This is a genomic window from Nioella sediminis, assembly GCF_001879695.1.
GTDB classification, from domain to species: Bacteria; Pseudomonadota; Alphaproteobacteria; order Rhodobacterales; family Rhodobacteraceae; genus Nioella; species Nioella sediminis.
The window spans coordinates 1-20,401 of the sequence record NZ_MNBL01000075.1 but is presented as its reverse complement, the minus strand read 5'-3'; the positions used below and the strand labels follow the sequence as shown (position 1 = coordinate 20,401).

Here is a 20,401-nt window from a genome sequence, read left to right as displayed (position 1 = left end):
CCCTCAAAGGAGTTCCCGCATGTCCACGCTTCAATCCTACGCCCTTCCCGCTGGCCGCATTCTGATGGCCCTGATCTTTGTCGTCGCCGGCTTCGGCAAATTGGGCGATGTCCAGGGCTTTGCCGGTTACATGGCTTCTGGCGGCATCCCCGCCATCCTGGCCTGGCCTGCCGTTCTGTTCGAGATCCTTGCCGGTCTGGCCCTGCTTGTGGGCTTCATGACCCGGCCCGTCGCCCTGACGCTCGCCGCATTCTCGATCGTCACGGCCTTTCTTTATCACTTCGATTTGGGCAACCAGATGCAGCAGATCATGTTCCTGAAGAACCTTGCCATGGCTGGCGGCTATCTTGTGATCGCAGCCCATGGGGCCGGGGCGCTGTCGCTGGACAATCGCCTTGGTCGGCCCGCAGCGGCCTGACACCCGCCACAAAGGTTAACACCGCCCGCCGCTTGCCCGATTGCAAGCGGCGGTTGCGTTTTTCGGGGCCTGAACACAGTCTGGCCATCTTTCCGCCCCCGCCCTGCCCCGTGAATGCACCGGCTTTTCCGCAAATCCATAATAAATCCGCCAGATTTCGGACCCAGATTGGTCTTACTGGGGCGACACGCCGGGGGGCGACTACCAGTCTGCAAGGCTGCCAAGCAGAGAAGACATTGGTCATGACCAACCCGAGTGCCGAACGCATCACGCTGAATGCCACCGCCCAGAACCTGCTGCGGATCGTCATCGCCTCTTACTTTCTCGCCGTCGGGCTGAACCTGATCCCCGGCACCAATCTGACCATTCTTGCCGCGCAAGTGTTGCCATCCCATGTGGCCGAGCCATTGGCGGCCATGATGGTCTTTGCCCTCGCCTTCCTTGTCATGATCGGCCTCTATATGCGCCCCGCCGCTTTGGTGCTTGGGTTGATGACGCTCTTTGCCAGCTACCTGCAGATGATCGAACTGGGCGTCGCGGACGAATTGGGCACCTTCTGGCGCGATCTCGTGCTGATCGCAGCCCTGATGCTGACCTATGCGGAAAACGCCCCGCGTGATCACCGGATGCGCAGCGCCATTCGCCGCAAGGTGACGCCGCGCCGGGTGGCTCCGGTCGATCATCCGCACCGGCCGCGTCCGGCGGCCGTACCGCCCGCGCCGCAGTCGACCCTGCCCACAATCGCGCCGGTCGCAGCCTTCGTCAGCCGTCGCAAGCTGGCCGCGAATCTTCCCGATCCGGTTGACAACATCTTTACCGACCTCACAGCAACAGGTTAACGCCCTGCTCCAGCGGGTGTGCCCGGGCGCCGCGCTCTCCGAAATGGGGGCGCGGCGTTTTATCATGGCTCACACCATCCCGGTCCGTCCTTCAAGACCGATAAACAATGCCGATGTTTCGCGGCGACTTCACCTGGAATTAAGGCAGACACCTGCCTAAAAGTTCAGGTCTGGTTTCCACTTTGGGAACAATATCGACCCAACCAAGCCATTGCAGCATAGGCTGGGTATAAATCACCCCGAAGGTTCCCCTTCAGCGGCCTTGTCCTGCCCCAATTGGCGAAGAGACTGTCACTATCGAGCAATTAACCTTAACGGGACAGAGACGATGAACAACCTTACCGAATGGCTCCGCCTGAACTTCCGGGTCTGCCTCTCGGCGACTCTCATGATCGAGGCCGCCATCGGCCTGATTCCGCAGCTCAGGGATTGCAACGTCCCGACGGTCGTCGGCGGCATGGAGGGGCTGGAGTACCACTCTGCCGCACTGGCCGCGCTCTTCTTCGTCCTGAGCTTCTGGCTTATCCTGGGTATTCGCACGTCGATGGTCGCCGCCATGTCGATGGCGCTCCTCGTTCTGCCCGCAATCATGACCAACCCCGACGGAGATCCTGCATTGGCCGTCAAGATCACCCTGGTGTCGGTCTTCTCGGTTCCTTTGATCCTGTATGGTGGCGGGCGCTACACGCTTTACGAAGTTCATGAGGCGCTCAATATCAACCGCGGAACGCAGGACAGCGAAACGCAATCCGCTTGACAAATCGCCCAGATCGCACTTTATTTAATACAGGCAATTGATCATCAATTGCCTGTTTTCCATTGTCATTTCCCCTAGTAAAGGGAATGGCCAGCGGACGGCTGGAGTAGCTGAGACAAATGGAAGTTCCTCAAAATGGACAACTGGGACGATCTGAAATTTTTTCTCGCTGTACACAAAAGCGGCACGATGGTTGCGGCGGCCCGCCATCTTGGTGCGAACGTGGCGACTGTATCGCGCCGAATCGAACGCCTTGGCCAGACACTGGGCGCACCGGCTTTCATCAAGACATCAGGTGACTGGAAGCCGAATCCGGACCTGGAAAGCCTGCTTTTCCTGATCGAAGAGTTCGAGGGAAAGCTGAGCGCGGAGCGAAACCAGATCTCGTTGAAATCCGAGGGCGCAAACCCCGTCATGATCCGGGTCGGGGCGCCGCCGATTGTTCTGGGCGGCATCCTGTCTGCGAATGTTGGTGATTTTCTGTCTAAAAACAAAGGCTACACGATTGAACTTCACAATCGCACATCTCGCTCTGGCCTTGGTGATGTCGACGTTATGATCATGGACACCCCACCGGATCGCGGCAGTCTGATCACCCGCCGCGTGGGAAAAATGGAATTCAACACCTACAGAAGGGCGCCCTTTGGTATCGACGACGAGTGGGTCGGGCTGGTCGACAAGCACGATGACTTCGAGCCGATGCGCCGCGCACGAGCCTTGTTTCGGCGTCCCCCGTCACTTCGTGCAGCGAACTTCTTCGATGCATTCCGAATCTCCAAATCGACCGGCCTGCCTGTCTTGCTTCCAACCTTTTTGGCGAAACGGGATTCGGACTTTCAACCTGCTTTTGACGACATCGAGCCAATCAATGTGGATTTTTGGGCGGCATTCCACAGTTCCAGAAAAAAAGACCAGGCCGCAATAGACGCCATGAACTGGATCGTATCTTCTTTCGAACAGTCGCAAACTATCCTTTTGAATATAGAATAGCACCCTTAGTTCTCGCAAAGATGCTTTTGCAAGCTTTCAGCTTTAATAGTTTTGGTCAAAGATTAATAATAAACAAAACAATAACGAGCTTACAGGCAGATCCGGCATGACATTCGGACAGATTCTACATCTATTGTGCAGGATGCTGACTGCATTCCTGCTGACAACAGCCTCGATCGAGGCGCTTGCGGTCATCGACTTGCACTGGACCGTGGGCACGCGCGGGATCCACGGAGTGGAATGGACCGCCATCATTGTGCTGTGTGCTCTAATTCTTTCGACAGCGGTCTGGCTTCTTGTCGGCATCCGCAGCCGGGTGGTGGCAATGCTTGGGGTCGCCCTTCTCTGTGGGCTCACCCTCTGGTTCGATGCCATGGAAATCCAGACGGTGTATGGCGCATGGCTGGCCGTTGCAGCCACCGCAACCGCTGTTCCGCTGGTCTTGCGCGGTGGCGGGCAGTTTGCGCTCTACCGCAGGGGGTGGAAGCGTCTCGCGTGAGCGTCACTGCGTGGCTTGGCAAATCGGCTCCCCTGGCCTACATCCCCGGTCATGACAAAAGCGATCCACATCATCGGCGGCGGCATGGCCGGGTCCGAAGCCGCCTGGCAAGCGATCAATCTTGGCGTTCCCGTGGTCATCCATGAAATGCGTCCGCATGTGGGCACCTTTGCGCACCAGACCGGCAACCTTGCGGAAATGGTCTGTTCCAATTCCTTCCGTTCTGATGATGACGAACAGAATGCCGTCGGCCTGCTGCATTGGGAAATGCGCGCAGCCGGTGGCCTCATCATGGAAATGGCCGACCGCCATCGCCTGCCCGCGGGCGGTGCGCTGGCCGTGGACAGGGAGCCTTTCGCGCAATCCGTCACCGACCGGCTGCGCACCCATCCTCTGGTGACGGTGGTCGAGGACGAGGTGACCGCCCTGCCCAATGACGGCCCTGCGATCATCGCAACCGGCCCGCTGACCTCCGGCGCATTGGCCGAGGCCATCGCGCAGGAAGCCGGACAGGACAGTCTCGCCTTCTTCGACGCCATCGCCCCCATCGTCCATGCCGACAGCATCGACATGTCCAAGGCCTGGATGCAGTCTCGCTATGACAAGGGCGAGACCGAGGAAGAACGCACCGCCTATCTCAACTGCCCGATGGACCGCGACACCTACGAGGCCTTCATCGACGCGCTGCTGGCCGCCGACAAGACCGAGTTCCACGAGGGCGAGACGGCAAAGTATTTCGACGGCTGCCTGCCCATCGAGGTCATGGCCGAACGGGGCCGCGAAACGCTGCGCCATGGGCCGATGAAACCCGTGGGCCTGACCAACCCGCACCAGCCTGACGTCAAGGCCCATGCCGTTGTGCAGCTGCGCCGCGACAACAAGCTCGGCACGCTGTTCAACATCGTGGGTTTCCAGACCAAGATGAAATACGGGGCCCAGACCGAGGTTTTCCGCATGATCCCCGGTCTGGAAAACGCCCGTTTCGCGCGGCTTGGCGGCATCCACCGCAACACTTTCATCAATTCGCCCACCCTGCTGGATCACGAGATGCGCCTGCGCTCGAAACCCCATATCCGCTTTGCCGGTCAGATCACCGGGGTCGAGGGCTATGTGGAATCGGCGGCCATGGGTCTCTTGGCCGGTCGCCTCGCCGCTGCCGAGGTGCTGGGGCACAGCCTGCCGCCCGTTCCTCAGGAAACAGCCATGGGCGCGCTGATCCATCACATCACCGGCGGGGCCGAAGCCAAGACCTTCCAGCCGATGAACGTGAATTTCGGCCTCTTCCCTCCGGTTGATCTGAAAGGCGGACGCAAGAACCGCAAAGCGCGCTACAAGGGCTATACCGACCGGGCCAAGACGGCATGGCAAGACTGGCTGTCATCGGGTGAAGAACACCCGGTAACAAATTGAGATAAAGTGACCTTCCGCACGAGATTCGCCCCTTCTCCAACCGGCCCCCTGCATCTGGGCCATGCCTATTCGGCGATTCTGGCCCATGACATGGCGCGCGCGGCAGGCGGTGACTTTCTGCTTCGGATCGAAGATATCGACCGCACCCGCGCGCGGCCGGAATGGGAGGAGCTGATCTACGAAGATCTTCGCTGGCTCGGCCTCGGCTGGGATGGGCCGGTGATGCGTCAATCCCAGAGGCTGGACAGCTATTGCGAAACGCTCGACGCGCTGTGGGCGCGCGACCTGCTCTATCCCTGCACCTGCAACCGCCGCGATATCGCCGAGGCCGCCTCCGCCCCGCAGGAAGGCGCGCCGATGCTGGGGCCCGATGGTATCGTCTATCCCGGCACGTGCCGCCGCAAGCCACGCCCGCCCGGCCAAACGGCCCCGCGCCCATCTGGCGCGTTGCGGCTCGACATGGGGCAAGCTGCGTTGGCCAAGGGCGTCTACACGCCCCGGATCGGCACCAAGGGAATCGCCAGCTTCGAGGAAACTGGCACCGGAGAGCACATCCGGCACGGGCGTATCGAGTTCACCCCCGATGAGGTCAGTCACGAGATTGGCGATGTGGTGATCGCGCGCCGGGATATGGGCACCTCCTATCACCTAGCCGTGGTTCTGGACGATGCCGCGCAGGGCATCACCGACGTGGTGCGCGGTGCGGACCTGTTCGAGGCCACCCGCATCCATGTCATCCTGCAACGCCTGCTTGGCTTGCCGACACCACGCTACCACCACCATCGCCTGATCCGGGACCAGAACGGCAAACGCCTTGCGAAACGTGACGACGCCCGCGCCATCCGCAAATACCGTGAAGAGGGCCACAGCCCCGAGGACATCCGTCGCATGGTCGGCCTCCCCCAAGCTTAACGAGATCCTTACGCACCCCCGTTAACCTTAACGCGCCCACCTGCCCCTTCTTCTTGGCCAAAATACTCCCGCCGGAGGCGTCCGACAGAAGCCGCAGGGCACTGGCCTCAGACCAGGGGCGCCATGATCTCCACCTCGTCCCCCTCCTGCACCGCCGTATAGAAACAGCTCCGCCGATTGGTGTGGCAGGCAGGCCCGGTCTGACGCACCACAGCCAGCAGACAATCCCGGTCGCAATCGATGCGCAGCTCCACCAGCTCCTGCACATGGCCGGAGCTTTCGCCCTTCACCCAGAAGCTTTGACGCGACCGCGACCAATAGGTGACCCGGCCCGTCTGCAAAGTGCGCGCCACGGATTCGGCATTCATCCAGGCCATCATCAGGACCTCGCCCGTGCCCTCCTCCTGCGCGATGCAGGGGATCAGCCCGTCGGCGGTATAGGTCAGCGTTTTGGGATCGAAGCTCATGACTGGCCCCCTTTGCAATCCATGGATTGATCGCTACCTATAGGGCAGCAGCGCGGGGGGAAAGCCCATGAGCACCGAAAGCGACCTGATCAAACTCTATTCGCAGCGCATTCTGGCGCTGGCGGCGGATATTCCGTTGACCGAGCGGCTGGAGGCCCCTCAGGCAACCGTGCGAAAACGCGCACCGCTCTGCGGCTCGACCGTAACCGTGGATCTCGATATCGAAAACGGTCGCATTGCCCGCTTCGGGCAGGATGTGAAGGCCTGCGCGCTCGGTCAGGCCTCTGCCGCGCTGATGGCGGCAAATATCATCGGGCGCACCCGCGCCGAGGTGGAACAGGGCCGTGACCAATTGCGCGCCATGCTGAAGGACGGTGCCCCTCCGCCCGAGGCACCGTTTTCCGGTTACGAAGTGCTGGAGCCCGCCCGCGAGTACAAGAACCGCCATGCCTCGATCATGCTGGCCTTCGAGGCCACCGCCCAAGCCATGGCAGACGCGGAAGCTGCCGCCTGCGCCTGAACTCCACCTCTGAACAAAAAAAAACCGCCGCACTCCGGGGCACGGAGGCGGCGGCAGGTATGCGTGTCGGGGGATCCGTCAGGCCGGGTTTTGGACAGGCAGTTCCAAAGACCCTGAGGCAGAGGCAGCGCGGGGGTTTGGGGACAGACCCGCAGCTATTGAAAAGCCATCCGGAGATACGACCGCAGGCAGAGGCAAAAGTCAGAGCGCGCCGGGCAGATGCAGGGCACCCAAGGTCATCACGCCGATCGCGAGAACACCGGCAAAATCATAGAGCAGCGAGTCGCGGGAGGTTTCGAGAATCTGGCGGATCTGGGTGATCATGGTTTCCAATTCCTGAACAACTTGGTGCGTGTTAACGCTTTGTTCTCATATTCATCGCCGCAATGCAAGAACTTTGTGAGAACATTTGAGAACAAAGCCGGTCCAATGGTTAACGATGGTTAATAGGTTATTAACCTTTCTTACCCAACCGAGATCAGCCCGATGGCCTTTTCCTGCTCCATCAACCACAGCAGAACCCGCGCCGATTGCCCCCTTGGGCTGATCATTTCCGGGTCCCGATCCAGCAGCGCCCGCGCATCCGATTGCGCGATGCTCATCAACGCCGTCTGCCCCTCCAGATCCGCCACCCGGAACTTCGGCAGCCCCGATTGCGCGGTACCGATCAGATCGCCCGCGCCACGAATGGCCAGATCCTCCTCGGCGATGCGGAACCCGTCCTCGGTTTCCCGCAGCACCTGCAAGCGCCGCGTGGCCGTTTCCCCAAGCGGCGCACGGTAGAGCAGCAGACAGGTCGAGGCGCCCTCGCCCCTTCCCACGCGACCGCGCAGCTGATGGAGCTGTGCCAGCCCGAAATTCTCCGCCTGTTCGATCACCATGATCGTCGCATTGGGCACGTTCACGCCCACTTCGATCACCGTGGTGGCCACCAGAACGCGGGCCCGCCCCTCCACGAAATCGGCCATGGCGGCGTCTTTCTCGGCGGGCGGCAATTGGCCATGCACCAACCCCACCACACCCTCACCCAAAGCCGCGCGCAGGTGTTTGAACCGCTCCTCTGCGGCGGTCATTTCCACCGCTTCGCTTTCGCCGACCAGCGGGCAGACCCAATAAGCCTGCCGCCCCTCGGCCACCGCCTGACGCAGATGATCCACGACCTCATCCATCCGCGCGGTGCTGACCAGCGCGGTGCGCACCGGCTTTCGCCCCGGCGGCTTTTCATCCAGCACCGAGATATCCATGTCGCCATAGGTGGCGAGGCTGAGCGTGCGCGGAATGGGGGTCGCCGTCATCACCAGCACATCGGCCTGCGCGCCCTTCTGGCCCAGCTTCACCCGCTGACGCACGCCGAACCGGTGCTGTTCGTCGACAATCGCAAGCCGCAGGTCCGCGAACTCCACATCGTCCTGAAACACCGCATGGGTGCCGACCAGAATGCCGATCTCTCCCGATTTCAGCGCCTCCAGCTTCGCGCGCCGGTCCGCCCCCTTGTCGCGCCCCGTCAGGCTTTCCAGACGCACCCCCGCCGCCTCGGCCAGCGGTTTCAGCCCGTCGAAATGCTGCGCGGCAAGGATCGAGGTCGGTGCCATCATCACCCCCTGCCCGCCTGCTTCCACGGCGACCAACAAGGCCATCAGCGCCACCAGAGTCTTGCCCGCGCCCACATCGCCCTGCAGCAGACGGTTCATCTTGACCGGCTGGCCCATATCAGCGGCAATCTCGGCAATCGCCCGGTCCTGTGCGCCCGTGGGACGATAGGGAAGCGAATTCAACACCTTGGCCCGCAGCGCCCCGTCCCCTTCGCTGACCCGCCCCTTGGCCCGCTTCAGCTTCAATCGCGCCAGCCCGAGCGTCAGCTGATGGGCCAGCAACTCATCATAGGCCAGCCTCTCCCGCGCCGGGTGGCTGCGCGACAGGGTTTCGGGGCCATCGGGGCAATGCAGCTGTTCCAGCGCATCAGGCCACGCAGGCCATTTGCGAGATTTCAACAGTTCAAGGTCGATCCATTCCCCGAAATAGGGCGCGCGCGGCAAGGCCGAGGCGATGGCCTTGGCGACCCCTTTCTGGGTGACGCCAGCGGTCAGGGGATAGACCGGTTCATAGGTCGGAATCTCATCCGCATCGGCAATGGGCAGGATGTGGTCGGGATGAACCATCTGCGCCTGCCCGTCGAATAGCTCCACCTTGCCCGACACCAGACGGCGGCTGCCCGTCGGCAGAACCCGTTGCAGATAGTCGCCATGGGCGTGGAAGAACACAAGTTCGAAACTGGTCGCTGCATCGGTCACCTGCACCCTATAGGGCCGCCCGCGCGAAGCCGGTTTGCGGTGCGGGCCAATCTCGACCTCGACCGTCACGACCCCCGGCAGCACCGCGTCGCGGATACTGTCCCGCCGGGTCCGGTCGACGCCACCAACCGGCAGGGTCAGCAGCAGATCCTTGGGGGTTTCAACGCCCAAACCTTTGTAATGCTTTGCCGTTTTCGGGCCGATCCCGTCCAGCCCCTCCAGCTCTGCGAAAAGCGGGAAGAGGATTTCCGGGCGTCCCTTGGGCATCTCAACCATCGGATCGCGCCGCCGCAGGGGCGTCGTTAATCAACGCGAGCCACGCGTCCTCATCAATGGTTTCAACGCCCAGATCGGCAGCCTTTTTCGCCTTCGATCCGGCCCCCGGCCCCGCGATTAGTAAATCGGTCTTGGCGGAAACGGACCCCGAGACCTTGGCCCCCAAAGCCTCCGCCCGCGCCTTGGCCTCGGCGCGGGTCATCTTTTCCAGCGTGCCGGTGAAAACCACGGTCTTGCCCGCGACGGGGCTGTCTGACGTCGCGGACGCGGCCTCTGCCTGAACGTCCAGCGCGGCGACCAGCCGGTCAATGGAGGCCCTTTCTCGGGGCTGCCCGAAGGCCGTCACGAGCGCCTGCGCCACTGTTGCGCCGATCCCGTCGATGCCGGTGATTTCATCCCATGCGGCACGCGCCTCTGCAGGCACCTCTGTCCAGGCCGCTTCACGCGTGGCGCTGATCTGGGCGCGGCGGCCCTCATCGGCGGCACGCGCGCGTTCGGTTGCAATGGCCTCATCCGCCGTGCGGGCCGCGTCGGCGGCGGGCTGTGCACGATCCACCGTTATCGCCAGCGCATCCCAGGTGCCGAAATGGCGCGCCAGATCGGCCGCCGCCACCTCGCCCACATGCCGGATACCGAGCGAAAACAATAGCCGTTTCAGGGGGATGCGGCGCTTGTCCTCGATCGCGGCAAAGAGGTTTTCCGCCGATTTCTCGCCCCAGCCCTCGCGGTTCTTGAGCTGTTGCAACCCACTGCCATAGCGCGCCTGAAGCTCGAAAATATCAGCGGGTTCCGCGATCCAGCCATCCTTGTGGAACTGCTCCACCTGCTTGGCGCCAAGCCCTTCGATGTCAAACGCAGCGCGGCTGACGAAATGCTTGAGCTTTTCGACCGCCTGCGCGGGGCAGATCAGCCCGCCAGTGCAGCGGCGCACCGCATCGCCTTCCTCGCGCACCGCATCGGACCCGCATTCGGGGCAAGTGGTCGGGAAGGCATAGGGTGCGGCGTCCTCGGACCGTTTCGACAGATCCACATCCGCCACCTTCGGGATCACGTCCCCGGCGCGATAAACCTGCACCCAATCACCGATGCGAATGTCCTTGCCCCCGCGGATCTGGTTGCCTGAGGAATCGCGCCCGGCGATGTAGTCCTCATTGTGCAGCGTCGCGTTCGACACGACGACGCCCCCAACCGTCACCGGGGAAAGCCGCGCGACAGGGCTGAGCGCGCCGGTGCGGCCCACCTGGATGTCGATGGCCTCCAGCCGGGTCCAGGCCAGTTCGGCGGCGAATTTATGGGCGATGGCCCATCTTGGCGTGGTCGAGCGCATACCGAGCCGGGCCTGAAGCGCCAGGTCGTTAAGCTTGTAGACCACCCCGTCAATGTCATAGCCGAGCGTCGCGCGGGCCTGTTCGATTTCGCGGTAATGGGCGAGCATCGCCTCGGTCGTGTCGCAGAGCTTCGTGCGCGCGTTGGTCTGGAAGCCGAGCGCGTTCAGCCGATCAATCGCACCCATCTGGGTGTCAGACAGCGGCTCCGACAGCTCACCCCAGGCATAGGCGAAGAATTTCAGCGGGCGGTCACGGGTGATCGACGAATCCAGCTGCCGCAGCGACCCGGCGGCAGCATTGCGCGGGTTGGCGAAGGTCTTGCCGCCCCGCTCCGCCTGCCGTGCATTCAGCGCCTCGAAATCGGCGTGGGACATGTAGACCTCGCCGCGCACTTCCAGCACCTCCGGCGCACCGGTGAGTGTCTGCGGGATGTCAGCAATGGTCCGGGCATTGGCGGTGACGTTTTCGCCCACCTCGCCATCGCCACGGGTGGCGGCCTGCACCAGGCGCCCGTTTTCATAGCGCAGCGACAACGACAGCCCGTCAATCTTGGGCTCAGCGGTGAAGGCCAGCGGGGCATCGGCAGCAAGGCCCAGGAAATTGCGGATGTATCTGGCAAATTCCGCAACGTCCCCATCTTCGAACGCATTGCCGAGCGACAGCATCCGCACCGCATGGGCCACCTTGGAAAAGCCCTCCGCCGGGGCGGCGCCCACCTGATCGGTCGGGCTGTCAGCGCGTTTCAGGGCGGGAAAGCGGGCTTCAAGCGCCGCATTCTCGCGCTTCAGCGCGTCATACTCCGCATCCGAGATTTCTGGCGCGTCCTGCCGGTGATAGGCCTCGTTGGCACGCGCAATGGCTTCGGCAAGTTCCTTCAGCCGCGCCGGGGCCTCCGCCTCGGTCACGTCCCTCGCCCGGTCTTCCGGCGTCTCGGATTGCGTTGCCATCTCTGCCCCTCGAAACTGTCACGGCCTCCTGAAGTGATAGGAGGCCGCAACCGGGAGGTCCAGTCAGGAGAAGAGATCAGGCCGAGGCGGCAAAGCCCTGAGGCTGCGCCTCTTCCATCGGGTCGCGCAGAACATAGCCCCGGCCCCAGATCGTTTCGATATGGTTGTCGCCGCCTGTGGCCTGAGACAGCTTTTTCCGCAACTTGCAGATAAAGACGTCGATAATCTTCAATTCCGGCTCATCCATGCCGCCATAAAGATGGTTGAGGAACATCTCTTTCGTCAGCGTGGTTCCCTTGCGCAGGCTAAGCAGTTCCAGCATCTGGTATTCCTTGCCGGTCAGATGCACCGCGCGGCCATCCACATCGACGGTCTTGGCGTCGAGATTGACGTTGATCCGCCCCGTCCGAATCACGGACTGGGCATGCCCCTTGGACCGGCGGATGATGGCGTGGATGCGCGCCACCAGTTCGTCGCGGTGGAAGGGTTTGGTCAGGTAATCATCGGCCCCGAAGCCGAAGCCCTTTATCTTGCTTTCGGTATCGTCGGACCCTGACAGGATCAGAATGGGTGTATCGACACGGGCCAGGCGCAACTGGCGCAGTACCTCGTGTCCATTCATGTCAGGAAGGTTCAGATCGAGAAGAATGAGATCGTAATCGTAGAGCTTTGCAAGATCGACGCCCTCTTCCCCCAGATCGGTCGAATAGACATTGAGATTGGCATGACTGAGCATCATCTCTATGCTTTTCGAGGTGGTGGGATCATCTTCTACAAGCAAGACACGCATCACGAACTCTCCGAATCTTTCGAACTGGTTACGACCATTGGCACACTTCGTTAATTTCAAGTTATCTTTTTAGATAGTCTTCCGAAAAAATTCATTAATGCAATCCCAAAATTGCATTAAGCGCGAAATCTCTGCAGGGCTGTTGCCTTTAATGCCTGCGTCCCATGTTCGGAAACGGCGCGCGTCCAGCTGTCCAATTCTTCTTCGGACAAGGCGTAAATGCGGCAGGCTTCCTCCCGGTCCAGAAGGCCATATGACACAGCGTTCGCCACCGCCGCTTTCCGGCTGGCAACCCATCGTCTGGTCGAGGCACTGGGCAGATCGGCGCGGGTCATCACGCTGCCATCGGGAAGGGTAACGGATTGGACCCCTTTGACACGTCTGATATACATGGCGCTCCTCTCACCGCTCGGGTTTGGGGCCACCCTGTCGCAATAAGTTTAACAGCCGGTAAGCACGTCCCTTGAGGATAGGTGGCATTTTCCTATATTGCGCCTCAAACCCCCGGAGACGCCCATGCCCCTCGACCCACATCCCGTGAACTCTCTTGGCTTTGCCAAACCGCCCTCCGAGACCCGGGTCGTGGTGGCGATGTCGGGTGGTGTCGACAGCTCTGTTGTGGCCGCAGAGCTTGCAGAACAAGGCTATGACGTCATCGGCGTGACCTTGCAGCTTTATGACCACGGGGCCGCTTTGGCCAAGAAAGGCGCCTGCTGCGCGGGCCGCGATATCCACGATGCGCGCCGTGTGGCGGAAGAAATGGGATTCCCCCACTACGTGCTGGACTACGAAAACATCTTCAAGGACGCGGTGATCGACGAGTTCGCCGAAAGCTACCTGGCCGGTGCCACGCCGGTGCCCTGCATCCGCTGCAACGAGCGGGTGAAGTTCAAGGATCTGCTGGAAACGGCCAGAGAGCTCGACGCGGATTGCATGGCAACCGGCCACTACATTCAGCGAATGAACGGCACCAACGGGGCCGAATTGCATTGCGCCGCCGATCCGTCCCGCGACCAAAGCTATTTCCTGTTCTCGACCACAAAGGAACAGTTGGAATTCCTGCGCTTTCCCCTGGGCCATTTGCCCTCTAAGGACGAAACGCGGAAACTGGCGGCGCGATACGGACTGCCGGTGGCTGATAAACCCGACAGTCAGGATATCTGTTTTGTACCGGATGGAAACTACGCCTCGGTGATCGAGAAACTGCGCCCCGGTGCGGCCGATCCCGGCGATATCGTCGATATGAATGGCGCGGTTCTGGGACAGCATCGTGGCGTCATCCATTACACGATTGGCCAGCGCCGCGGATTGGGAATTGGCGGGCTGGATACGCCGCTTTACGTGGTCAAGCTGGACCCGGAGTCGCGGCAGGTCGTGGTGGGTCCGAAAGAGGCTTTGTCCAAGCGGATTGTCCCGGTGCGCGAGATCAACTGGCTGGGAGACGAGCCCTTCACCTCGCGGCCTGAATGGCACCTGTCGGTCAAGATCCGCTCTACCCGCCCCCCGCGTGAGGCGGTGATCCGCCCGATCTCGGACACCGAGGCGGAGGTGGAACTGATCGTGGCCGAGGAGGGCGTCAGCCCCGGACAGGCCTGCGTGTTCTACGACCCAGAAGGAAGCCGCATCTTCGGCGGCGGCTGGATCTGGCGCGGCAACTAGGCCCCCCCGCCCAACAGAAAGCCGCGCAGCAGGATCAACTGGTGCGTGGCCAGTTGCCTGACCTCTGCGCGATCCACCACCCGGATCATGTCCGCAGGCCCGTCCTGCCCTTCGATCACGTAGCCCCCCGGCCCGAAGACCCGCACGGAATTGGGGCGTTCGGCCGGATCCGGACGACTGAGGACCGTTGCGAACCTGCCCGACAGCAGCTCTTCGACGGTATCGCGTTCAAGCGGCGCGACCCGGCGGCCGTCATCCCATGTTACCTGACACACCAGCCGCGCCACGGCGGCCTCTGGCCAGGCGCTGGCATCGTCATGCAGGATCGCCGCCTGCCGCATCAGCGGAAAGACACGAGGGTCAGAGCTTGGCAGTTCCTGCAATCGCTCCAGCGTGATCCGCCCGTAGCGGGCGCAGGTCACAAATCCGCCATGGGCGTTTGTGCCCTCGATGTGCAGACCGAAGCGGCCTTCGAGCGACCAGTAATACAAGTCCCCCACAGTCGGTCCGGGCTGCGCGGGCTCTGGCATCGGAATGAACAGCGGCAAGGCCCCTTCCAGTTGCCGTTCGACCGCATCGCGCTGTTGAAAGGGGGCTTGCGCGATATCCAGCAAAGCGCCCAGATCCGGCGGCGGGGGATCGGCCCTTAGCGGGCCGGTCAGGAGGGCGAGCATCAGAAGGGGCGCGATCAGGCGTAGCATATCGGCGATTGTGGCGCAGCCAGCCGCGCCCGTACAGCAAGAAGACCGGCGAAGGCTACGTGACGGAATCGACTTGGCAAATCATTGAATTGCACGCCAGACTAAGCCAATTGCGGCGCGCGCCCTTTGCAGTCCCTGCCCCCATTTCCGAGGATCCATGCCCGGCTTTTCTGACGGTTCCGTTTTCTTCGGCCTCTTCGGGGGGCTTTTTGCTGTCATCGTGGCGCATGGGCGCGGCGGCATCTCGTTTCGGCGGGTGCTGCTTGTCGCGCTTGCCTCGGCCTATGTGCTGCCCCACCTCCTTGCATGGGTCCAACCCTCTTGGCGGGCATCGCCCTGGCTGCCCGAGATCACCGGGGGAATGGCGTTTCTGGGCGCGTGGTTTGCGCTGGCGGCGCTGACCCTGTTCGAGCGAAAGGGCCAGCCCCGCAGAGTACCGATCTGGGCCGGACTGCTGTTCGCCGCCTGCATGGCCTTCGCGGTGCCCGTCCTGCTGGACAGTCTTACCGGCGCGTATCAGCGCCCCTCGCTCAGGGCCGATGTGAATGGCTGCGTACGATATTCCCCGGGGGCCGAGGACAATCTGGATGCAACCAATCTCTGCGATCACGAGATTGTCGTGGGCCTGTGCCTGCCCGGCGAAGAAAACCCCAGCCCCTGCGCGCAATCCATCGTTCTGGCCCCCGGCGACTCCGCCTCTCTCGATCGCGCAGCTACGCAGCTGTCGTCGGTGCCCGGACATCCGAACGGCTACACGCTGGTGGCCTGCCGCCCGCCACACCGCCCATCACGCATGACCCGCACCACCGGGCGCGGCTATGACGGTGTCTGCCTGCCGGGGGACTGACGCGACAGGATGTTCTGGCGCGATGTTCAGGCGCCCAGAATCGCGCGGACATATTCCTGCGTCTCGGCATAGGGCGGCACGCCATCATGGGCCTCGACCGCCTCTGGCCCCGCATTGTAGGCCGCCAGAGCCAGACGCCAATTGCCGAAGCGGCGATATTGCTGCGCCAGGTAGCGTGCGCCGCCGTCAAGATTTTCATTGGCGTTATGCGGGTCCACCCCAAGCAGCGCTGCCGTATCCGGCATCAATTGCGCCAGACCGATGGCTCCCGCATGGCTCAGCGCATCCAGATCCCACCCGCTTTCCTGCTGCACGAGCCGCAGGAACAGATCCTCGGGGATGCCATGACGGCGCGCGGCAGAGCGGGCGACCTCCAGCCAGGGGCCATTGTAGCTGCCGTTGTAGTAGGGGATGGACTCCTCGGCCTCGCTGTCGGGGCGCAGCCGGTCTGAAAACTCGTATTGGGTGGCCGCGCGGCTGTCGAGCAGGTCAAGCTGTTCGCTGAACCGGCTCAGGCGGTCGGAACTCAGGCCTTGCGCCAGCGCCCCTCCGGCGGTCCCGCAGATCATGGCAAAAATATAAAGACAGGCTTTCGCAGGCACCATGCGCCCTCGCTTCTTTTGCAGCTCGCCGCAATATACGGAAAAGACGCGGCATTTCCAGCTTGCCCCTGCCCGCTTGGCAATCCCCCGCGCATTTGGGTTTTCTTAAGCATGTTGCGGTGATCTAAGCTGCGTCACAACGTGAGATTCGAAAACTACGGGGAGAGATCATGGCTGGGTCCGTCAACAAGGTCATTCTGATAGGCAATCTGGGACGCGATCCCGAGGTTCGGTCGTTCCAGAATGGCGGCAAGGTCTGCAACCTGCGCATCGCCACCAGTGAAACCTGGAAGGACCGAAACACCGGCGAACGGCGCGAGCGGACCGAATGGCACTCCGTCGCCATCTTTTCCGAGCCCCTCGCGCGGATTGCCGAGCAATATCTGCGCAAGGGCTCCAAGGTCTATATCGAGGGGCAGCTTGAAACCCGCAAATGGCAGGATCAGTCCGGTCAGGACCGCTATTCGACCGAGGTCGTACTGCGCCCGTATCGCGGGGAACTGACCCTGCTGGACAGCCGCAGCGATAGCGGCGGCGGTGGCGGCTATGGCGGCGGCGGACAGGGTGGCGGCTATGGCGGTGGCGGCGGCTATCCCGATGACCGTGACGGCGGCTATGGCGGCGGTGGCGGCAGCCAGAGCGGCGGCGGACGCTCGAACGACATGGATGACGAGATCCCGTTCTAAGCCACAAGACAGACGACGAGGCGCGCCATGCATGTGCTGAACCCCAGATTCGCGGCCACTTTCCCACCCCCGGTGATGGAGGCGCGGCGCTGGCTCGATGGTGTCACCTTTCCCGCCGACCGGCCGCTGATCAACCTCAGCCAGGCCGCGCCCGTCGATCCCCCGCCCGAAGGGCTGCGTCAGGCCATGGCCGAAGCGCTGCTGACCCAGGCCGACAGCCACCTTTACGGCCCGGTTCTGGGGCGCGAGGAACTGCGCGCCGAACTGGCCGCGCAGTGGTCCGACGGCTATGGCGGCACGGTTGGGCCAGATCAGGTGGCAATCACCTCGGGCTGCAATCAGGCGTTTTGCGCGGTCATGGCGACGCTGGCGGGCGAAGGCGACGGGGTGATCTTGCCGACACCCTATTATTTCAACCACAAGATGTGGCTGGATATGACAGGCGTCGAGGCGCAGCTTTTGGCGACCGGCGAAAGCCTGATCCCCGACCCGGATGCCGCAGAGGCGCTCATCACCGAGCGTACCCGCGCCATCGTTCTGATCTCGCCCAACAATCCCGGCGGCGTGGAATATCCCGCGCCGGTCATGGCCGCCTTCCGCGACCTCTGCCGCCGTCGCAAGATCGCGCTGATCGTGGATGAGACCTACCGCGATTTCCATTCGGTCGAGGGCGCGCCGCATGATCTGTTCACCGATCCCGGCTGGGACGACACGCTGATCCAGCTTTATTCCTTCTCCAAATCCTACCGCCTGACCGGCCACCGCGTGGGCGCCATCGTGGCCAGCCCTGAGCGGCTCTTTGAGGTGGAGAAGTTCCTCGACACCGTCGCCATCTGCCCCAGCCAGGTCGGCCAGATTGGCGCGCTTTGGGGGATGCGCAACCTTGGCGACTGGCTGGCAGGCGAGCGGCTGGAGATCCTGAACCGCCGCGCCGCCATGGAAACCGCCTTTCAGCGGCTGTCGGGATGGGAGCTGCTCGGCTGCGGGGCCTATTTCGCCTATGTGCACCATCCGTTCGACATGCGCTCGGATGAGGTCGCCAAGGCGATGGTGTCGAAGGCGGGCCTTCTGACCCTGCCCGGCACCATGTTCGGCCCGCTCAGGCACGAAGGCGGATCGGGACAGGCCGAAACCACCCTGCGCATCGCCTTCGCCAACGCAGATGCCGCCGGATTGGCAGAAGTTGGGCACAGACTTTCCCAGCTTTCCCTCTAGGCCCCTTGCCCCCCTTGCCGCGACCCCCTAAACCTGCGCTTCAGAGCCAGATCAAGGGAGATATCCGGCATGGCACGACGCGCAGGCAAACGGAAGCTGTCAGACTATTTCGTCTGGGCCATTCTCGCCCTTCTGATATTTGGGCTTGCAGGCTTCGGCATCGGCAATTTCGGCAATTCCGCCGTTCAGGTCGGCTCGGTCGGCAACGCCTCGATTTCGGCCAATGCCTATGCCCGCGCCATCCAGGCGGAACTGCGTGCGCAGGCGGCGGAAGGCGGCCCCTACCAGACGCTGACCGATCTGCGCAACGCCGGGCTCGACCGTGCCATTCTGGAGGGCCTCGTCGCCCGCGCCGCGCTGACCCATGAAGCCGGCGAGATGTCGCTTTCCGTCGGCGACGGAGAAGTGGCGCGCCAGATCACCACGACCTCCACCTTTCAGGGCATCGACGGCAATTTCGACCGCTCCGGATATGAACTGGCGCTGACCCAAGCGGGCTATGACGTAGAAGAATTCGAGGAAACCATCCGCGAGGATGTGTCCCGTTCGATTTTGCAAGCCGCCGTCATCAGCGGGCTTCCAACACCGGACAGCTTCACCGAGATCATGGTCGCCTATCAGACCGAAACCCGCAGCTTTACCCTCGCCCGCGTCACCGAAACCGACCTGACCGCCGGTCTGGCCGCCGCGACGCCCGAGGAATTGCAGGAGTATTACGACGAAAACGGCCAGCGCTTCGAACGGCCCGAAAGCCGGACGATTTCCTACGCCTGGATCACCCCCGATATGATCATGGATGAGGTCGAGGTCGATCCCGCAGCGATCCGCGCACTTTATGACGAACGCATCGCGGAATATGTGCAGCCCGAACGCCGCCTGCTGGAACGGCTGGTCTTCCCCAGCCAGGAAGAGGCCGATGCCGCCCGCGCCGCGCTCGATGCCGGGGAAACGGACTATGACACGCTGGTCGAGGACCGCGGCCTGACGCTCGATGACGTGGACCTTGGCGAAACCGCGCCGGGCGACCTGTCTGCCGCCGCCGCCGAGGTGATCTTCGCCGATACCGAAAGCGAAATCATCGGCCCGCTCGAAAGCCGTTTCGGCCCGGCGCTCTTCCGCATCAACGCGGTGCTGGACGCGACCGAAGTGCCCTATGAGGACGCCGCCGAGCATCTGCGCGCCGAACTGGCCGAAGATGCCGCCCGCCGCGCCATCGACGACATGCTGGAGGATCTTGACGACCTGCTGGCCGGGGGTGCGACGCTGGAGGAGCTGGCCGAGGAAACCGACATGCAGTTCGGCACCATCGACTGGTTCGACGGCATGGATGGGGGCATCGCCGCTTATGAGAGCTTCGCTGAAGCCGCCGCCGCCGCGCAGGACGGCGATTTCCCCGAGCTTCTGGGGCTGTCTGACGGGGGCCAGTTCGCCCTGCGCCTTGACGCGGTCGTTCCACCGTCCATCCCGCCGCTGGAAGAGATCGAAGCCGAGGTCGCCGCCGCCTGGCGCGCGACGCAGTTGCGCATCCGGCTGGAGGAGCGCGCCAATGCGATCCTGGCCAACCTCGCACTGACCGGCAGCCTTGAGGATCAGGGGCTTGCCCTGACCAATGAGGACCAGATCCGCCGTCAGGATTTCATCCCCGACGCGCCGCCCACCCTTGTACCGCAGGTGTTTCAGCTGGATGCGCCCGGTGACATGGTGGTGATCCCCGGCGCCCGCGCGGCCTATATCGCCCGGCTCGACAGCATCAATCAGGGCACCCGTGGCACGCCGGAAGTGGCGGCGTTGCAGGGTCTGTTCGGGGCGCAGATCGCCAATTCCATCGCGGCGGATGTGTTCGAAGCTTTCGGTCAGGCGCTGGAAACCGAGATCGGCATCTCTCTCGATTCCGCCGTCATCAACGCGGTCAACGCACAGTTTCCCTGAGGCACCATGGCACTGACCCCGTCCTTCGAGGCATTCGACCAAGGCTGGTCGCAGGGTAAGAACCAGCTGGTCTATACCCGCCTCGCCGCCGATCTGGACACGCCCGTGTCGGTGATGATGAAGCTTGCCGATGCTGGCCGCGACAGTTTCATCCTCGAATCCGTGACCGGGGGCGAGGTGCGCGGGCGCTACTCGATCATCGGCATGAAGCCCGACCTGATCTGGGAATGCCGGGGCGAAGATAGTCGCCTGAACCGGTCAGCCCGCTATGACCGGGATGCGTTTGATCCGTGCAGCGAACCGCCGCTCAAGGCGATC

21 protein-coding genes and 1 pseudogene are annotated in these 20,401 nt (G+C 62.8%); 14 read left to right on the top strand and 8 right to left on the bottom strand.

The features are described 5' to 3' along the window. Positions 1–19: 19 nt before the first annotated feature. From BKY26_RS10425 to gluQRS, 7 genes are all read left to right on the top strand, one after another. Positions 20–418: a DoxX family protein gene (locus BKY26_RS10425; RefSeq protein ID WP_083431404.1), complete on the top strand. Its 399-nt coding sequence runs from the start codon at positions 20–22 to the stop codon at positions 416–418. Between the two features lie 242 nt (positions 419–660). Further along, on the top strand, positions 661–1,257 hold the full coding sequence (locus BKY26_RS10420) for a DoxX family protein (protein ID WP_071690331.1): 597 nt from the start codon (positions 661–663) through the stop codon (positions 1,255–1,257). Between the two features lie 328 nt (positions 1,258–1,585). After that, positions 1,586–2,014, top strand: a complete 429-nt coding sequence (locus BKY26_RS10415) for a hypothetical protein (RefSeq protein ID WP_071690330.1) — start codon at positions 1,586–1,588, stop codon at positions 2,012–2,014. Between the two features lie 135 nt (positions 2,015–2,149). Then, positions 2,150–3,004, top strand: coding sequence for a LysR family transcriptional regulator (locus tag BKY26_RS10410; protein WP_071690329.1), 855 nt, complete (start codon positions 2,150–2,152; stop codon positions 3,002–3,004). 142 nt (positions 3,005–3,146) lie between these two features. Further along, entirely contained in the window at positions 3,147–3,503 is a 357-nt protein-coding gene (locus BKY26_RS10405; RefSeq protein WP_071690328.1) for a hypothetical protein, read from the top strand. A gap of 51 nt (positions 3,504–3,554) precedes the next feature. Beyond that, a complete protein-coding gene (trmFO, locus tag BKY26_RS10400; protein ID WP_071690327.1) occupies positions 3,555–4,913 on the top strand; it encodes a methylenetetrahydrofolate--tRNA-(uracil(54)-C(5))-methyltransferase (FADH(2)-oxidizing) TrmFO in 1,359 nt (452 codons plus the stop codon). A 6-nt stretch (positions 4,914–4,919) separates the two neighbouring features. Further along, the gene (gene gluQRS, locus BKY26_RS10395) at positions 4,920–5,825 is read left to right on the top strand and encodes a tRNA glutamyl-Q(34) synthetase GluQRS (RefSeq protein WP_071690326.1); all 906 of its coding nucleotides are present in this window, start codon (positions 4,920–4,922) and stop codon (positions 5,823–5,825) included. Between the two features lie 107 nt (positions 5,826–5,932). On the opposite strand, the gene hisI is transcribed toward gluQRS, so the two are convergent. Continuing rightward, a complete protein-coding gene (hisI, locus tag BKY26_RS10390; protein WP_071690325.1) occupies positions 5,933–6,292 on the bottom strand; it encodes a phosphoribosyl-AMP cyclohydrolase in 360 nt (119 codons plus the stop codon). 67 nt (positions 6,293–6,359) lie between these two features. On the opposite strand from hisI, the gene BKY26_RS10385 reads away from it, so the two are divergent. Next, complete coding sequence (locus BKY26_RS10385; protein ID WP_071690324.1) at positions 6,360–6,812, top strand: iron-sulfur cluster assembly scaffold protein; 453 nt, start codon at positions 6,360–6,362, stop codon at positions 6,810–6,812. A 201-nt stretch (positions 6,813–7,013) separates the two neighbouring features. Here the strand turns inward: BKY26_RS10385 and BKY26_RS20785 are convergent, their stop codons facing one another. The 5 genes from BKY26_RS20785 to sciP form a co-directional block, all read right to left on the bottom strand. Then, entirely contained in the window at positions 7,014–7,136 is a 123-nt protein-coding gene (locus BKY26_RS20785; protein ID WP_281249830.1) for a hypothetical protein, read from the bottom strand. Positions 7,137–7,276: 140 nt separating this feature from the next. Next, the gene (gene recG, locus BKY26_RS10380) at positions 7,277–9,370 is read right to left on the bottom strand and encodes an ATP-dependent DNA helicase RecG (protein WP_071690341.1); all 2,094 of its coding nucleotides are present in this window, start codon (positions 9,368–9,370) and stop codon (positions 7,277–7,279) included. A gap of 1 nt (position 9,371) precedes the next feature. Beyond that, positions 9,372–11,654, bottom strand: a complete 2,283-nt coding sequence (gene ligA / locus BKY26_RS10375) for an NAD-dependent DNA ligase LigA (RefSeq protein ID WP_071690323.1) — start codon at positions 11,652–11,654, stop codon at positions 9,372–9,374. 76 nt (positions 11,655–11,730) lie between these two features. Beyond that, complete coding sequence (gene ctrA, locus BKY26_RS10370) at positions 11,731–12,444, bottom strand: response regulator transcription factor CtrA (RefSeq protein ID WP_071690322.1); 714 nt, start codon at positions 12,442–12,444, stop codon at positions 11,731–11,733. 116 nt (positions 12,445–12,560) lie between these two features. After that, positions 12,561–12,836, bottom strand: coding sequence for a CtrA inhibitor SciP (gene sciP / locus BKY26_RS10365; protein ID WP_071690321.1), 276 nt, complete (start codon positions 12,834–12,836; stop codon positions 12,561–12,563). 124 nt (positions 12,837–12,960) lie between these two features. Between sciP and mnmA the strand changes: the two genes are divergently transcribed. After that, positions 12,961–14,103, top strand: coding sequence for a tRNA 2-thiouridine(34) synthase MnmA (gene mnmA, locus BKY26_RS10360; RefSeq protein WP_071690320.1), 1,143 nt, complete (start codon positions 12,961–12,963; stop codon positions 14,101–14,103). Here the strand turns inward: mnmA and BKY26_RS10355 are convergent. Beyond that, on the bottom strand, positions 14,100–14,804 hold the full coding sequence (locus BKY26_RS10355; RefSeq protein WP_071690319.1) for a hypothetical protein: 705 nt from the start codon (positions 14,802–14,804) through the stop codon (positions 14,100–14,102). The genes mnmA and BKY26_RS10355 overlap by 4 nt on opposite strands. Before the next feature lie 157 nt (positions 14,805–14,961). Here BKY26_RS10355 and BKY26_RS10350 point away from each other — a divergent pair, with 157 nt between their 5' ends. Then, positions 14,962–15,651 carry a cell division FtsX domain-containing protein gene (locus BKY26_RS10350; RefSeq protein WP_071690318.1) on the top strand — a complete coding sequence of 230 codons (690 nt, stop codon included), beginning with the start codon at positions 14,962–14,964 and terminating at the stop codon, positions 15,649–15,651. 26 nt (positions 15,652–15,677) lie between these two features. Here BKY26_RS10350 and BKY26_RS10345 read toward each other — a convergent pair whose 3' ends face one another. Further along, positions 15,678–16,220: a lytic transglycosylase domain-containing protein gene (locus BKY26_RS10345; RefSeq protein WP_071690340.1), complete on the bottom strand. Its 543-nt coding sequence runs from the start codon at positions 16,218–16,220 to the stop codon at positions 15,678–15,680. A 203-nt stretch (positions 16,221–16,423) separates the two neighbouring features. Between BKY26_RS10345 and ssb the strand changes: the two genes are divergently transcribed. The 4 genes and pseudogenes from ssb to BKY26_RS10325 form a co-directional block, all read left to right on the top strand. Then, on the top strand, positions 16,424–16,939 hold the full coding sequence (gene ssb / locus BKY26_RS10340; RefSeq protein ID WP_071690317.1) for a single-stranded DNA-binding protein: 516 nt from the start codon (positions 16,424–16,426) through the stop codon (positions 16,937–16,939). Positions 16,940–16,966: 27 nt separating this feature from the next. Further along, complete coding sequence (locus BKY26_RS10335; protein WP_071690316.1) at positions 16,967–18,154, top strand: aminotransferase; 1,188 nt, start codon at positions 16,967–16,969, stop codon at positions 18,152–18,154. A 69-nt stretch (positions 18,155–18,223) separates the two neighbouring features. Beyond that, positions 18,224–20,083, top strand: a complete 1,860-nt coding sequence (locus BKY26_RS10330; RefSeq protein ID WP_071690315.1) for a peptidylprolyl isomerase — start codon at positions 18,224–18,226, stop codon at positions 20,081–20,083. Between the two features lie 6 nt (positions 20,084–20,089). Then, positions 20,090–20,401, top strand: a pseudogene (locus BKY26_RS10325) (anthranilate synthase component I); the annotation flags it as partial.